16 protein-coding genes are annotated in these 14487 nt (G+C 59.3%); all 16 read right to left on the bottom strand.

What is annotated here, in order from left to right:
* Position 1: 1 nt before the first annotated feature.
* The 16 genes from HKD24_RS08260 to HKD24_RS08185 all read right to left on the bottom strand — a co-directional run bounded on the left by HKD24_RS08260 (position 2) and on the right by HKD24_RS08185 (position 14474).
* Positions 2-1240 carry a hypothetical protein gene (locus tag HKD24_RS08260; RefSeq protein WP_194259865.1) on the bottom strand — a complete coding sequence of 413 codons (1239 nt, stop codon included), beginning with the start codon at positions 1238-1240 and terminating at the stop codon, positions 2-4.
* Positions 1241-1282: 42 nt separating this feature from the next.
* A complete protein-coding gene (locus HKD24_RS08255; protein ID WP_194259864.1) occupies positions 1283-2422 on the bottom strand; it encodes a baseplate J/gp47 family protein in 1140 nt (379 codons plus the stop codon).
* Between the two features lie 44 nt (positions 2423-2466).
* Complete coding sequence (locus tag HKD24_RS08250; RefSeq protein WP_194259863.1) at positions 2467-2826, bottom strand: phage tail protein; 360 nt, start codon at positions 2824-2826, stop codon at positions 2467-2469.
* Positions 2823-3446 (bottom strand): baseplate assembly protein, encoded by a 624-nt coding sequence (locus HKD24_RS08245; protein ID WP_194259862.1) that lies wholly within the window; start codon positions 3444-3446, stop codon positions 2823-2825. The genes HKD24_RS08250 and HKD24_RS08245 overlap by 4 nt, the downstream gene beginning before the upstream one ends.
* Complete coding sequence (locus HKD24_RS08240; protein WP_194259861.1) at positions 3443-4504, bottom strand: hypothetical protein; 1062 nt, start codon at positions 4502-4504, stop codon at positions 3443-3445. Before HKD24_RS08240 ends, HKD24_RS08245 begins: the two co-directional genes overlap by 4 nt.
* Positions 4501-4713, bottom strand: a complete 213-nt coding sequence (locus HKD24_RS08235; RefSeq protein WP_194259860.1) for a hypothetical protein — start codon at positions 4711-4713, stop codon at positions 4501-4503. The genes HKD24_RS08240 and HKD24_RS08235 overlap by 4 nt, the downstream gene beginning before the upstream one ends.
* A 4-nt stretch (positions 4714-4717) precedes the next feature.
* Positions 4718-5632 (bottom strand): hypothetical protein, encoded by a 915-nt coding sequence (locus HKD24_RS08230; protein ID WP_194259859.1) that lies wholly within the window; start codon positions 5630-5632, stop codon positions 4718-4720.
* A 1078-nt stretch (positions 5633-6710) separates the two neighbouring features.
* The gene (locus HKD24_RS08225; protein ID WP_194259858.1) at positions 6711-7028 is read right to left on the bottom strand and encodes a hypothetical protein; all 318 of its coding nucleotides are present in this window, start codon (positions 7026-7028) and stop codon (positions 6711-6713) included.
* On the bottom strand, positions 7025-7450 hold the full coding sequence (locus HKD24_RS08220; protein ID WP_011252772.1) for a hypothetical protein: 426 nt from the start codon (positions 7448-7450) through the stop codon (positions 7025-7027). The genes HKD24_RS08225 and HKD24_RS08220 overlap by 4 nt, the downstream gene beginning before the upstream one ends.
* On the bottom strand, positions 7451-8938 hold the full coding sequence (locus HKD24_RS08215) for a phage tail protein (RefSeq protein ID WP_194259857.1): 1488 nt from the start codon (positions 8936-8938) through the stop codon (positions 7451-7453).
* 96 nt (positions 8939-9034) lie between these two features.
* Positions 9035-10015 carry a hypothetical protein gene (locus HKD24_RS08210; RefSeq protein WP_194259856.1) on the bottom strand — a complete coding sequence of 327 codons (981 nt, stop codon included), beginning with the start codon at positions 10013-10015 and terminating at the stop codon, positions 9035-9037.
* A 12-nt stretch (positions 10016-10027) separates the two neighbouring features.
* Positions 10028-10627, bottom strand: coding sequence for a hypothetical protein (locus HKD24_RS08205; protein WP_194259855.1), 600 nt, complete (start codon positions 10625-10627; stop codon positions 10028-10030).
* Between the two features lie 10 nt (positions 10628-10637).
* Positions 10638-11039 (bottom strand): hypothetical protein, encoded by a 402-nt coding sequence (locus HKD24_RS08200; RefSeq protein WP_194259854.1) that lies wholly within the window; start codon positions 11037-11039, stop codon positions 10638-10640.
* Between the two features lie 54 nt (positions 11040-11093).
* A complete protein-coding gene (locus tag HKD24_RS08195; RefSeq protein WP_194259853.1) occupies positions 11094-12473 on the bottom strand; it encodes a DUF4043 domain-containing protein in 1380 nt (459 codons plus the stop codon).
* A 70-nt stretch (positions 12474-12543) separates the two neighbouring features.
* The gene (locus HKD24_RS08190; protein ID WP_228124263.1) at positions 12544-13059 is read right to left on the bottom strand and encodes a phage scaffolding protein; all 516 of its coding nucleotides are present in this window, start codon (positions 13057-13059) and stop codon (positions 12544-12546) included.
* Positions 13056-14474, bottom strand: coding sequence for a phage portal protein (locus HKD24_RS08185; RefSeq protein ID WP_194259852.1), 1419 nt, complete (start codon positions 14472-14474; stop codon positions 13056-13058). The genes HKD24_RS08190 and HKD24_RS08185 overlap by 4 nt, the downstream gene beginning before the upstream one ends.
* Between the last annotated feature and the right edge of the window lie 13 nt (positions 14475-14487).

Raw genomic sequence — 14487 nt, 5'->3', positions numbered from 1 at the left:
ATCAACCCCCGGCCTGGGCAGCACTCATTAGCGGGATACGATAATCCGCGCCATTGATGTTGATGTGCAGGAACCCACCATCAGCGACACTCGGCATCGTGGTTCCTGCCCCCGTAACCGGCGATGTAATCTGCAATTCTCCACCACTCGCCGGGAAAAGACCCAGATTTCCGGAACCTCCAGTTCCTTCCTGGACATACAGACCCGCTGCCTGCATTCCGGCGCCGGCCTGCACCTGAAGCGCATTGGTCGGGTTCTCCATCGTAGCGATCGAGAAAAGCGTTTCCCCTTCAATATTGGCAAACAGGATTCCGTTGTCGGTAAATTCCTGCCGTGTACCGTTGGAGCGCTCGGTCACTGTCGAACGGACAAACGCGCCTACATTAGCACCTGCAACGCCGGAAACCGTTTCAGGCGTATGCCACTCAACAGCATGATTGCGGGCCAGCGAGACAGCCGATGCATATCCGGAATCTTTCCCGTCCGTTCCCGTCAGGGATTGCGCCCCGAAGACAATCCCCGTCTGCCAGGAATTCGGATTGGATACGAAAACCATTCCCGCCGCGGCATCCGAGGTTCCGGACGTCTGGCCACCTCCAGCCCCAAGCTGGATCCCATACACGCCACCACCGACATTTGGCGCATAAGGCGTTGACTGTCCGACAGCAAGACCACCGAAATTGACCGCCTCAAGCTCCATTCCGAAAGTAGGCTGATAATCCACACCCGCCATGCGCCATGCCTCGCCATAATAGGCATAGGCAGTCGTAGTCGTGGGATTGGACGTGTCATCGGAAATTCCCCATGACGCCACTCCGATACTGCTTGGCTGAAAACCCAGAACTGAAGACCCACTCAGTGCATCGGACGTCCGCGAACCAGCCACAAACGCGCTGTTACCGAACTGCGCAACGGAAGCGCACTGGGCATCCTGCAGAGCCCATGGACCAATCGACGTCGCCGCCATGGTTTCCGAGAGCCAGTCATTCTGCGAAGAACTGGCCCGGTCACTCAGAGCCGGATTTTCCGCTGCAACACCAACCAGAAGCCGGTCCGCAAACCGTTTTACCTGTGCGCCCTTGTCCGAATAGAACTGACCACTGGCCTCAACGCTGACAGGTGCCTCAATCACCTGCGCCACAGTAGCCGTAACCGTCCGCGTTCCGGTGGAATCCGCCAGAACAAAGACCTCTTCGCCCGTTAGGGCGTCGAGTTTCGGATATGTATTAAAGACAGCCATGAGAATTCCTCATCCCTACCGATAGAGCCAGATTCCGAATCCTCAGCCCTGAGTGACATTGATCTGAATGTTTCCGACAACCAGAGCCTGATTGCCGTTTGCAGGAATATCAGCCTGCCCCCCGTTCAGACGGACATTCAGAACCGACGTCACGGAAATGCCTGCACCGGCATAGGCCAAATAGGACAGGCGGCTATACGGATAGCCATCGCCTACCGTCATCGACGCAATATCCTTTGCCACAACGGACTGAATGGCACTCTGCGCCTGCTGTACCGTTACGGAAGACGGCACCACCACATCCATGGAGACATCCACGCTCAGAACCTGAGGCGCCTGCACACCAAACCCGACCCCGAGCGCCCGGACCGAATCAATAACCTCATAGACCTCTGACAGCAGCTGATCTGAAGGAACACCACTCCCATCGTTAATCACGGCGGTGAAATACCCGCTCCGCGCCTGCCCTGCCGCATCAAGACCATCCCGCAGCGAGTAACTCAGATCCGTCTGGACATTCGCAATGGCATTCCCGACCGCTGCACGACTTGCGGACGCCTTAGCTGCCAGCCAGAGCGGAAAACGTGCCCTCAACTGGCTATCCGTCTCCTGATCGGAACCATTGAGGAAAGGAGCCGTATTCGTCACGGTATCCAGTCCCGATACCGCAGTGCCCATAAGGCAGATCGCGCCAGCCGAAACATTCCCTGCCGACCCGGCCACCTGACATGAAACCGGGACAGATAACGTGGCAACACCCGCTGCCCGCACATACCCTCCAGCAGACGCAGACCATGTCGGCAGGGACTGGTCCTGCGTCACGACAAACGAAATTCCTCCCACAGTCCGTACAATAACGCCAGGCGGCACAACCGCCGACTGCTCGCTGGCCATGAAAGACGTAAACGTCACAAGCCCCGTCGCAGGCGTACCCGGCAGCCGGGTCATCCCGAAATCATTGACGAAACTGTCGCAATCGGAGCCCGTGGACGTCGCAAGACGGGTCCGCAGCAGCGACTGCAGCACCAGATACTGCAACCACAGGCCAACACCGCCCACACTTTCCATCAAAGCCCGCGCAGGAGAACCGATGGATACATCCAGCAACTGGGAACAGGAGGCCTGCGCTGCTGTCACGGCTGTGGAAACAGTCGTGGAAAAGGAACGTAAGGAGAGAGACATCGCATCCTCTTGGAGCGGTTCAGTAACGTGCCGCTCTCATCATTTCAGTAGGAAAAAGACAGGCTCTGCTGCTGACCGGATCCGGCATCGACATAAGAGACGTTGCATCTGCAAACGCCGCTCCCTTCGTCCGTTACAGTTACAGTCACCGCCTGCGATGAATCCACGCCGGCATCCGCCTGCACCTGCGCCTGGATGACAGATTCCATGGCTTCCGGCGCAATAACCTGACCAACCATGAGCGGCAGCCCCACACCATAATCAAGCTGCCAGATATAATCCCCCGGCACGGTCAGCAAACGTCTCAGCAGACTCTGCCGCGTCAGTTCCGTCCCGGAAACCGTCCCAACTCGGCCAGAGTTCAGAACCAGATCATTTCCAAAAACATGTGAAAGAGCGATCATCCAATCGGCCCTCCCGTATTCTGGCTGCCTGCAACATGGACATGCCCGTTAAGGGAATGCTGGTCCGTCCGCACATCCCCACCCGAAACCTTCAGCCCGGCGGAACTCAGTGTCATAGCTGTGCCTCCCACGGAAAAACTGATCTCTCCGTCCCTGAGAACCAGCCGTGCATTACCTGCCCCCGCAGCAACACCACTTGGCCCGATATGCAGCCAGCCAGCCTCGGAAGAGGCAGCTCCCGACGCTCCGGAGGATGAAACCGGCGGGCGTCCACACCCGCCCCTCACCAGCAGTTCACCAGGCTGGGCAGCAGAACCGGTGAACGGAGAAACAGGCGCCATCACGACGGTATCAAACACACATCCCGTCACGACCAGATGTTCGCCATCCCCTTCAACCGGCTGCAGGACAACATGCGTTCCGGGCGAAGACGGACATGCAATCCGCAGATCCCCCGCATGAACGCCACCCGCATCCGGTATCCAGCCAGTCTCCACATTTTCAGGCTGAATCCGGACTTTTACGGCATGATTGACAGGATCAACGGCCGAGACAATCCCGAACATCGTATGCGCCGTCCGGCCCTGCAGCACAGCGGCATCAAACCGGGCATCAGTCATGCTTTCCCTCCGCGATCCCGCAGGACAACCTGCTGCACAAATCCCTTTTCCACAGAAAAACGGGAAATAACCTGATCAATTCCCAAGGTCTTTTCTTGACTGCCAGTCACGACGGTCATGAAATTCCGTGGCGCAATACCAATGACGCCCGGAATCCTGATCCGCACGGACAAGGCATGAGCAGCAATCCGCGCATGTTTGCCACGAGCCAGCCGCTGCAACTCATCCAGCCTGCGTCCAGGAACACGGAACGTATGGATGCTGGCACTTCCCGCCGGTGCATCCTGAGAAAATGAAACACCATCGTAATAGACCTGCGTCGTGCTTCTCTGTCGTGAATCCCACGACGCCATATGCACAACGACACCGGATAAAAGCTGAAGGTCCCGCGCAACATTCGTCTCAAGAACGGCATGACGCATATCCGTGACCTGCGCGCCCGCATCGGAAGCAGAGCCCAGCGGCTGACAGACAAGGGACGTTCCTTCTGCGTAAAGATCACAGAACGCATCCCGTGCAATCGTAAAAGCCAGATCAGCCGCCGTCTGGAACCGATGCTGCCCCATGAGAGCACCGCGTTTATGCTCGATCTGCCAGAACTGACCAGCCATAAGCGTGGCCTGATCTGCAGGCAGCGAAATCGTCGCATCCAGTCCTGCAGCCTGCGCCATAATTTCCAGAAGCTCCTGCTGGGTATGGTTAAGCCAGGCATCCTGAACCCGCAGATCCATCAGAGCCGCCAGCGCATCCCGGCATTCCATTTCCAGACAGGCATGCTCAGCCGCATATTCGATATGATCCAGCCGCCCCTCGAACAGCGTGGTCCAGGATGAATTGGCGCTCTGGGTATTCCGCATCTGAAGCGTCACCCATTTCCGCGCCGGCTGCTCTACCTCAAACCACAGGTTTCCCTGATCCTGATTCCGAACTGCAAAACGCAGCGAGGCAACATCACAGGCTTCATACCGGCTGGCATCGATTTCAAACTGCACAAGCGCCAGAACCGGATCAACTTGGCCGTCAAAAAGGACCCGGGCTTCCAGATTTCTGACATTCATGACCCGGCTCCATCCGGCAGACCGGACACCAGATCACGTTCAACCGTTGGAAGCTTCAGCACGACAGTTTCCGGGATTTTCCCCAGATCCGGATCCGTCATCCCGTTGACCTGCGCAATTCTCCACCACTGGGACGCATCCCCCAGTTCACGCGCAGCCACATGAAACAGGGAAATATCCGCAGCACTGACAATAATATCCTGCATCATTTCCTCATGCGAAAACGGACGGCACAGACGTTTCCTGTCCCTGCGCCACGGCCACATTCGCCGCAGCTCGATTAACCAGACTTCCTGCATCCGTCGCAGCACTCAGAAGTGCTGCGTTCTGACCCAGAGCATTCAGCGAAACACTATTGACCGGCTGGATGGCTTCGACGTTCTGTCCTGCCCCAGTAATCACAGACTGCAAACCGCTTCCCGCACTTTCCAGCCCACCCGCAACAGACGCCAGTGCGGACGGAACCGTGGCGAGATTCATGCCACTCTGCGCCACACCGTTGACCGTCCCCAGAGCATCCGTCACCTTCGCAGCAAATCCACCAGCTCCCACCAGACTGGCCAGCGGCATGATCTGCCCCACAACCGAAGACACCTGTCCAGCAGCCGTAAACACACCTTCGGAAACGTCCGAAACCACCCCCGAAAAACTGTCCAGAGCACTCCCCACATCATCCCCAAGCACTCCGGACAGAGTGCTCGAAATCTGTGTGGATGCTGTTTCCTGCGGTCTTTCAAGGATCAGCGTATAGGAACAGACAGCCCCTTTTGCCTGGTAGACATAAGTGAACTGGGCGATCCAGACCTGCACGGACAGACCGGCCGCCGAAAAGGCAACCTGCTGCCCCGCCATCCGCATACGCTCGACCGCCTGCGCCCGCATCTGTGCATCCGGACCAAGAAACCGGCCTTTCAGCTCCAGACGGCCCGGATCATTCCCCAGCGCATCAACAACCCGCCCACCTCCCGGCAAACGGTGTACGACAAGCATCTGACGCCCGCCGACCTGCAATGTGTCAGGAACCTCAATTCCTGTCAGAACCAGATTTCCCAGTATGACGGGTGATGATGATTCCAGCCGCCCTACAGCGCCAATGGCATTTTCTATGTCAGAAAGGCCAATACCCATCAGGGAACATCTCCTCTGTCAGAAAAATCCGATACTTCGGCCCGGATACTGAGGTTGCATGATTTCATCGACACCACTGCCAGAGCGGCGCGCAGTCAGACGGGAACGTCGATTTCCTAGGAGAAAATCAACATGTCCCGCCCCATGATCCAGATGAGTATCTAGGGCCTCTGGCTCGTGATGACGTTCGGAGCCAAGAACAGGCTGATGCCGCGCATTCTTCTGACCACCGCTCTCATGAAACTGCCCGCTGGCCACAGTTCTACGAACCACCGGTACGTAACTCACCCCGTTGCCGATATTGCTCCTGGCGGCAGCCCTGCCTCCGCCCCTCACACCTGTCCTGACCACTTTGCGGAGAGCAGGGAATTCTGCCGCAGCGTTATGGTGACGCCGCTTCATCGCTACGGCAGCAATCGGTACCGGACGCCTGACGGCTGCCGTACCTCGCGCAATCACAGGAGCAACCCGCGTCCACGTTCCTGCACTCCGCACCGGCTTTTCAACCGGTCGCGAAATCTGCTTCCGAGCAACTACAATATCCGGAACGATGGCAGCTCTGCTCTTCATCTTCATCACGCTCGAAACAGGCCTTGATGAAGACTGAACCGACCTCACCATCATCCCTGACCGGAACTTCGTATATCCGGAAAATAACGGTGCATGAACAATGCTTTCCGCCTTTCGGACAAAAACTTTGTCCGGCGCATCAGAGCCTCTACGTGTTCCGGAAAACCTGTTCCCAACTTCCAAAACAGAATGGCTTCGCCCACGAAACGCAACAACCCCGACCCGTCTTTTCAAACGGGGCACAGCCGAAACCAGAATCGACCTTCGTGCCATCCCTCTGGAAGATCTGACATGAAACGCCCTGATCGAGAGAATATTCCGCCAGATAGCCTCCCGCATCATACCTCTCCCCGATAGGACATCATGTCCCAGTCAAAACTGTGCCCGTCCCGCTCTGCGGTAATGACACAGGCCGCCAGACGCCGCGCTCTCGACCATCCTCGCAAAACATCCCACGGCACCCCGTGATCCAGCAGATAAAGCATCTCCTGGAACCCGGAGTGCCGGCTCAGTTTTTTGCGACGTCCCGCAGATCCTCATCCGCATCACGCTCGAAAAGCGGCGTCAGCGCAGCAATCCCGGCCTTCCCGACGCGACGCGCCAGATCGCGGATTTCATCCTTCGTCTGCGGCATCTGAACCGGCACACCGTCAATGGCCGTCACCGAACAGATCATTTCCGCATAGCCAAGCCATGCAGATGCCGAAGCGCCATTGATCGCACTGCCAGCCGCCTCGATCAGATCCAGCATATCCGCCGGATCAATCTCGCGCAGCGTCAGACGGCGCTTGTCGGACAGAACAACTTCCTGCGGAAAATCACTCACGAAATTTTCGTCCTCGTAGAAGCAAAGAACTGAACCGTTTGATGGATCATGTGATCCGCCTGCCAGGGATCACTCTTCAGCTGCATAGAAACATTGCTGAATTCCCAAGTGCTGGTCGTACCATCCGGTTCGGTCACGTACTGATAGATCGTCCCGCTCCCGACCGTCCCGGCATTCCAGTAAGCGGCCTCGACAGCCGCCACCAGATTGTCCAGCGCCGCGTTGGCCCGGGCAATCTGGAACGCTCCCCGCCAACCATTCGGAACATTGAACTCCAGCGGCACGCCGTTCAGCGGGTTGGCACGCAGAGCCTGCGTTTCCTGGGCGGCACTGAAAGACGTGACATCCCTCAGGTCAACCCGCTGACCATTCCACAAAACGGTAATCCGGCAATCCCGGCCAATGCTGTATGGATTTGCCATTTAGCCGATACTCCCCGATGCAGAGGACACGGTAACAGACGCACCACCCTGCAGATTGACGATGAATTTCTCGTTGATGCCCTGGTAGCGAACCGCCACATCCGCCTGCACATAGCCCAGCGCCGTGCGGGACTGCGGATTGTTGCTCGAATCACAGACCACGCTGTAAGGCAGTTCACCATTCTGAACGCCCAGAATACCCTGCGACAGCAGCGACGACAGAAAACCCAGAAGCGTCGAACGAATATCGCTGAACAGCGTATCGTTGATCACTTCACCCACATAACTGCCCATGCCGCCAGCAAGCGAAGCCGCAATGTAATTCGTCAGGCGCGTGTAGTTATCACCATTCATGGTGCTCTTGCTGGACGAGTTGTGACCGCAACGCACAGCCCAGTACGTTCCACCCGGCGCCGGATTGCAGATCACATCAATCCCGGCCGTAAACAGGGCAGACAGCTCAGCCGCGGAATAGGTCGCACTGCTCCCCGTCAGACCAGCTTTCTGGCTGCCAACTACTCCCGACAGCGCCTTGTTGAGACTGGACTGTTCCGGCGAAAGCGCCACCAGCTTGCCACCTGCAAACGCCTGCGGACTGACCAGCATCATGCCGTTGGTGTCATCATTCCACCACAGCCAGTCACCAAACATCAGCTTGACCGAGGACGCATCCAGACCACACGCTGCCTTGACCGAAATGGCATTCGTCACCGTATCGGACGTTGGCCCCGCCGCGACCATGTAGATCCCTTCGGACGTCCCGAAAGCCGCCTGAGCCGTATAGGACGTGCTGTCCGTCACACCATGCAGCAGCGCCACCGCACAGCCCTGCCCGCGCAGCGCATACATGCCGGTCCGCACCGTGCTGTCCTGCCCTATGAATTGAGCCGTCGTCGGTACACCACCATCCGTACCGCCCGAAAGCGTAACGTTCGCTGCGGCCACAGCCGGAACCGTCTCCGGAAGCGCAACCTTCACCAGCGCATTCAGATCCTGCGCCACAGCCGCCGCAATGGCAGACCAGTCCGCCCCCGCATAGGTCGCCGCCCCCAGATCCGCATGCGTGACTGCAAGCCCATATCCGGAACCTGTCGCCGTCACGGCCGCTACGATGCCATTACCCACGCTGCCTGTATGGACAGCCTGGATTTCCACGCCATCGATCGTGCCAGATGCCGCCACATCCGTCCCGTCCGTCACACGGACGACCACAAAGGACGACGCTTCCTGCATCACGGCGATATTGACCGCCAGACCCGCATCCGTCGTCCTGTTCTGCTTGGCGCCGAACGCCGCGACATAATCGCTCATGCCCCCAATCGGCAGCGGCATCCCCACCGGCCCCCAGCCGGCAGTCCCAACGACACCCAGCTGCGAAGAGGACGCGCCCGCCAGGGCCAGCGTCTGCGGCTGGGCAATCTGCACATAAAGATTTGGCACGGTCAGTGCCGTGGTATTCAGCGTTCCCGCCTGATAGACCAGAGACATCCCCGGATCGCTCTCCAAAATGCAGAAAGCGGGCGCTTCCGACAGAAGCCACCCGCTTTCCTGATGAAATTTCAGCCCTTTGACTCAGCCTGTCCGTCAGGCGGCAATCACCGTCCCGAACCGGTCAACACCCAGCCCCGGATAGGACGAAGCCGCCGCCTGCGCCGCAACCGCAGCCTGCATGGCCTCCAGAGCCGCCGTCACTGTCTGGTTTGCCGTACCCGGTGCCAGAATACCGAAAGACGCCGGAAGCCCCTCTTGGCCGGACAGGTTTCCAATGCCACACAGCATTTCGGAGGCCCACTGCACCTGAAGGGTATCGAAAACCAGCTCATAGAAATAATCCCGCCGGTACAACGCTTCGTTCTGCATCGTGTCGACGTCTTCCACGCTCTGGAACCGGAGCTGAGCCTCCCGCCCGTCCAGAGTGCTGATCCAGCTCTGCTCCGCCAGGGCCGCATCCAGTACGGACGCCAGTGTCTCCCGCGCCGTTGCATCAGCCGTCCAGATCGAAACCCGATACAGCTGCGCCTGCCGCCGCGTCACCCGGACCGACTGCCCATACCCACCGGCATGACCGTTCAGAACCCGTCCCGGCACACTGACCGTCGCCCCGCTCGCCACACCATCCGTCAACGCCGCCGCCAGAGCCGCCGCAACCGTCGCTGGCGTATCCTGCGCCGTCACCGCATAAGCCGCGGAAGGCGCTCCCCCATGCGGCATGTCATCCAGCCAGACCGCCACCACACCCGCAGGCGTGGATGTCCCGGAAAAGACGATCTCAACCGTCCCGTCCGTAACCACAACCCCAACCGTAGGCTCCACCTTCTGCTGCACCCGCCAGGGCCGCCCCAGAGGTTCAGCCCATTCAGGCATTTTCCGCGGCGCCATGGTAACAGTCACGAAATCGATGTTGTTGCGAATGTTCTGCGCCGCAAAAAGATCGCTCGGCAACAGCCACCCCCGCCGCAGCACCACCTGACGCCCCGTCACTGAAGCTCCCGAAAGCCCGTCCGGATACAGGACCTGCGCACAGTTATAAGCCAGCGCCAATCCGACTTTGGAGGCATCTGTCATTTTTGCCCTCCCTCAGACCTGCTGAAGCGACATGGTACACCGGATCCCGAACCCGGACATTTCCACCGCATTGACTGTATAAGTCGTGCCCAGATCAGTCGTGACCGTCATGTAAGGCGTCAGCACCACCCCTGGCAGAAGCGGAAGATACATCACGGACTGACCCGGCCGCGTCGCTCCCGGAACGCCACTGCCCGAAGACTCTCCCTTCGCCCGCATGATGATAGCCGCCGGACAGTCCGAAACCAGCGTCTGCACCGTTCCCGTAACACCGCTGACCGACACCGTCCGGCTGCACACCACACACAGGGGAGGCCGCAACGGCTCCACGGACGCCACAAAATACGTCCGCCCGCTCGCCACAAGAATATCGGCAACCTGCGTATCATCCCGCCGATCCGTCAGGACATATTCCGTCGGAATGCCCCACCCGATCGGCCTCGCAAACGAAAACCCGGCATCGACGTCAAAAGCCAGCATGGGTTGTGCATGAAGGGTCTCCATCGGCAACAGACCGCCCGAAGGACGATACTGCTCCGCCGAGGCCCCAAGCACGGCCGCAGCCCTCGCATATCCTTTGGAGAGCCTGGCCGCGATCATCGCCTGCTGCACATCGCTCTCCTCAAACCACGATCGCCCGGCCGTCCTGCAACTCCAGACCACCCGTCACCCCCAGAAACGCACACAGACGCCGCCGCCACAGCGTGAACAGCATCACCCGGTCCTGCACTTCCCGGCCATTGTGATACCAGGCCGCCGCCCGCGCCGTATCCAGATTGTCCGACGACGCCGTAATCGCATTTTCCAGCGGATAAAGCTGCGACAGATAAAGCCGGATCTGCTGAAGTTCCGCCCCGGACAGATAGTTCATCCGCCATTCCAGCGCTCCTTCCACCTGAAAGAAACGCCAGGATTCCTGATTACCCTCCCTCGACCCGATCGCGGGATAACCACAGAACCGACGGATATCCATTTTCTCTCCTTCCGAGAGAATATCCGTCGATAAACCAACCGTTCCGGACATGTCATTCTCCCCGCAAGAGAGGCCCCCGCCTTACAGACAGGGGCCGGAAAAACCTCAGAACGTCAGACCAAGCGCATCCGTACCAAGGCTCTCGATCACGACACCACGCTTGAGATAGCTGTTCGTGGCCGTCGGAATGACCGTCATGTCCGCCGTTACGTCCGTCGGCAGCGCAAAACCGCCAATCCAGTACCAGGACTGCGCAATGATCTGGCGCAGACGATCCAGCGGCTCACGCGTCACCATTGCCACGCTGTCCACCATCTCGATCAGCGCGCGCTCGGAATCCGGAATATCGGAATGACCCGTGAGCGCGCAGTCACCCTCAATCAGCGCACCCTGACCCAGCAGAAGGGCACGATGAATGGAACCGGAACCCAGAGACGCCTGCTGCGGCGCTTCCGTCGTCGGGATAAACCGCACACCCAGAAGCTCGATCACCTGACCGGAACGATACTCTTCCGAACCATATGCGCCACGGTACAGATGCTTGAAATCCGGATCACGGAACAGCGAGAGAAGCTGCAGATCATCCAGGTAACAGTGATACGCACCATTGATCATCGGCACGTTGTTACGCCGAAGCGTCGCCACACCGGCCAGAACCTGCTGGATGCCCAGCGTATCCGCCAGACCACTCGAGCTTGCCGTCTGCAGTGCCGCCGTGGTCAGACGCCCGTTCGGGCGGATCACCAGCGGCGCCGTGGACGCCACAACCGCCTGACCTTCCGTCCCATCGGCAACCGACACGGACGCGGAGAAGGTCATCCGACCCGAAACACCGCCCGGCGCCATGGAGACATTCGTCGCATCCGCCGTCACGCTGACAAGTGTGTAAACATCCCCGCCCACCGTCACGGTCATGCCATTGGTCGCGCTGATCGGCGTCACCTGACCATTCACGATCACGGACTGAAAACCACGGATATCATCGACAGCAATGGTATTATCAGCACTTCCCAGCGTCGCCGTCACACGCGTATTGCCACCCAGATAGCCACCCACACCATTCTGTGCACCGCCAAACAGCGTATTGCGTGCCAGACGGTCCAGAGACTGCATCGCCTGCACGCCATTGGTGTTGGCATTGGCCAGGAACTGCGACGCAATCCCCACGCCACTGGTCACCATGTTCAGGTCGATCGTATCGCCATACTGGTTGATGGAGAGCGTATACTGCTCGATCGACCAGCCGGACGGGCTCAGACCATTATCGAAATTCGTATTGCCCGTCGGGTTCAGCGGCGTCGTCACCGGAGCCTTGAGGCTCTTACGGGTTTTCGTCAGCGTCTCACCGATGGCGTTCGGGAACACTTCACGATCGGCAACCTGGCGAAAACCCAGCCGGGATTTCAGACCATTCTCGAATTCGCGGGCTAGAAAACCCTGCTGAATGGCGGCCTGAAGCTGAACAGGAAAATTATCAATGCTCATGTATTTTTTCCGTAAATGTGTTTTCTGAACCCGGCCTGCCATCAGGCCCGGTCAAATATCGTCCCGGGCCTCAGCCCTGGGCCAGAAACTGCCATTTGCGCGCTTCATAATCCGCCTCGCTGACGGCGCGCGCATTGAACGGTTCGATCCCGCCCGGGCGAGGCGCTGCCTGCCCGACCGTGGTCCCGCTCGAATATCCGGGCCGCAGCACCTCGCCGAACAGATAGGCCCGCTCCTGACGCGCCTGCTGCAAAGCCTCGGCCACACCGACCACGGAACCATCCTCGCCCCGGTTGATCCCTTCCAGATCAATCAGCCGCACGACATCATCAGGATTATGCGCACCATTGCGGATCGCCTCCGCCCGAAGCGCCGCCACAATGACTTCCCGGTCACTGTCCTCCCGCACGCGGGCCAGCGCTTCCTCATGACTGCGCTGAAGCGTCTCCTGCCGCGTCACAACATCCGTCATTTCCTGACGGACCGCCTCAACCTCGCTCCGCGCTTCATTCAGCGCCCGACGCAGAGCCTCCACATCCTCAATGGTGTCATCAGTTCCGGACATCATTCCCCCGTCAACACTCATGCTTGTTCAGAAGCACACCATTGCTCCAGCATTTTCCATTCCGTATTCGGATCAGAATTTCCCGATGCCATCGCAAACATCCGAACCGCCGTTTCGCGGCTCAGAATTCCATTGGAGACCGCCGTCACCAGACCCTGCGTCAATGACAGCAGCTCCGGATCGGTAGAGGGAAACCATGCCGGCCACCGCAAACTCATGCGGCAATACGGCAGGTCCTTGACCAGCGTTCCCCCGATCCGCAGCCCGTTTTCCAGAACACAGGAAAACCGGCACGCCATCCGGTAGATCGAGAGCAGTGCTCCCTCGCCGTAGGAATGCCGCAGACGATCCACCAGCCAGATCAGCGGCTGACACATCATCTCCATGGCCTTGCCCGACTGCGCACCACCAACCCGGTCGCCATGCGCCCGGTTGCCATGCAACTGCTCAAGCACCACCAGACGCAGCTCCCGATAATGATCGAGCACCGCCCCCGCCGCATTCCCGTTGATTTCCAGCAGCTTGGCATCACCCTCAGGCGGTAGCGTCAGCGCCGAAGCCGCACCACCCTGATGCGCCACACCGTCGGAAAACCCACCCGTCTTCAGCACCAGTGTCGGATCTGAGCCATATTTCAGCCCCCGACCTGCCTGTGACAGCAAATAATCCGCCTCGATCACCGTATCGATGGCCCGCTCGAACGTGCACTCACCTTCCGGATCACGCCCGCAAGGGCCGCCCAGATTGCGCGTCCAGACGATCGGAACGAACCCCAGCCCATGCCGCACGGACCGACTCTCATCCCGAACCCCGCCATCCATTCCCACCAGCCAGGGCACGGACACTGCACAATCCAGCGGCGTCCAGACCCGCTGCCACCAGAACTGCGCCCCCAGAAGCTCATCCGCTATCGGATAACCCTGCGCCGCCAGATCCCGCCCCCGGACCAGAAACCGCTCCTCAACCCGAAGCAGTTCCCCCGTCGCATCATCCCAGAACGGCGTCAGATACGCCGTTTCCAGAACAGACAGCTTCGGAACCCCGGCCGAGACTTCGAACAGGATCGCAACCGACCCCACCGACCCCAGCCGCGCCGCCTCCATCAGCAGCGACGCCAGCCTGGTCTGCGAAGCAAACGTGCTCAAGGCTTCCGTCACCCGCGCATCATCCGTCACCAGACCCGGCCAGTGCGTATCCCCAAACAGCAGCGAAACCGACTCATCAACTACTGTGCGGCACAGATTCGTCCGCACCGAAGGACGCCGGCTCGACAGCGGGATATATTCCCCCGCCCCCGACTTCTCCATCGAGAACGGATGCGGCAGCGCATCATACTGCGTCCCGTCCAGAACACGCTTGAGCGCCAGCAGCCGCGCCGTCCGCGCGGACGCACCTGCGGGAACAGCGTAACGCTGTTGCAGGGACAACCAGTCCATGTGTTCTCCATTG

The sequence above is a fragment of the Gluconobacter vitians genome (genome assembly GCF_015244565.1).
GTDB classification, from domain to species: Bacteria; Pseudomonadota; Alphaproteobacteria; order Acetobacterales; family Acetobacteraceae; genus Gluconobacter; species Gluconobacter vitians.
The sequence above is the reverse complement of the archived record's forward strand: the minus strand, read 5'-3'. Positions and strand labels throughout refer to the sequence as shown.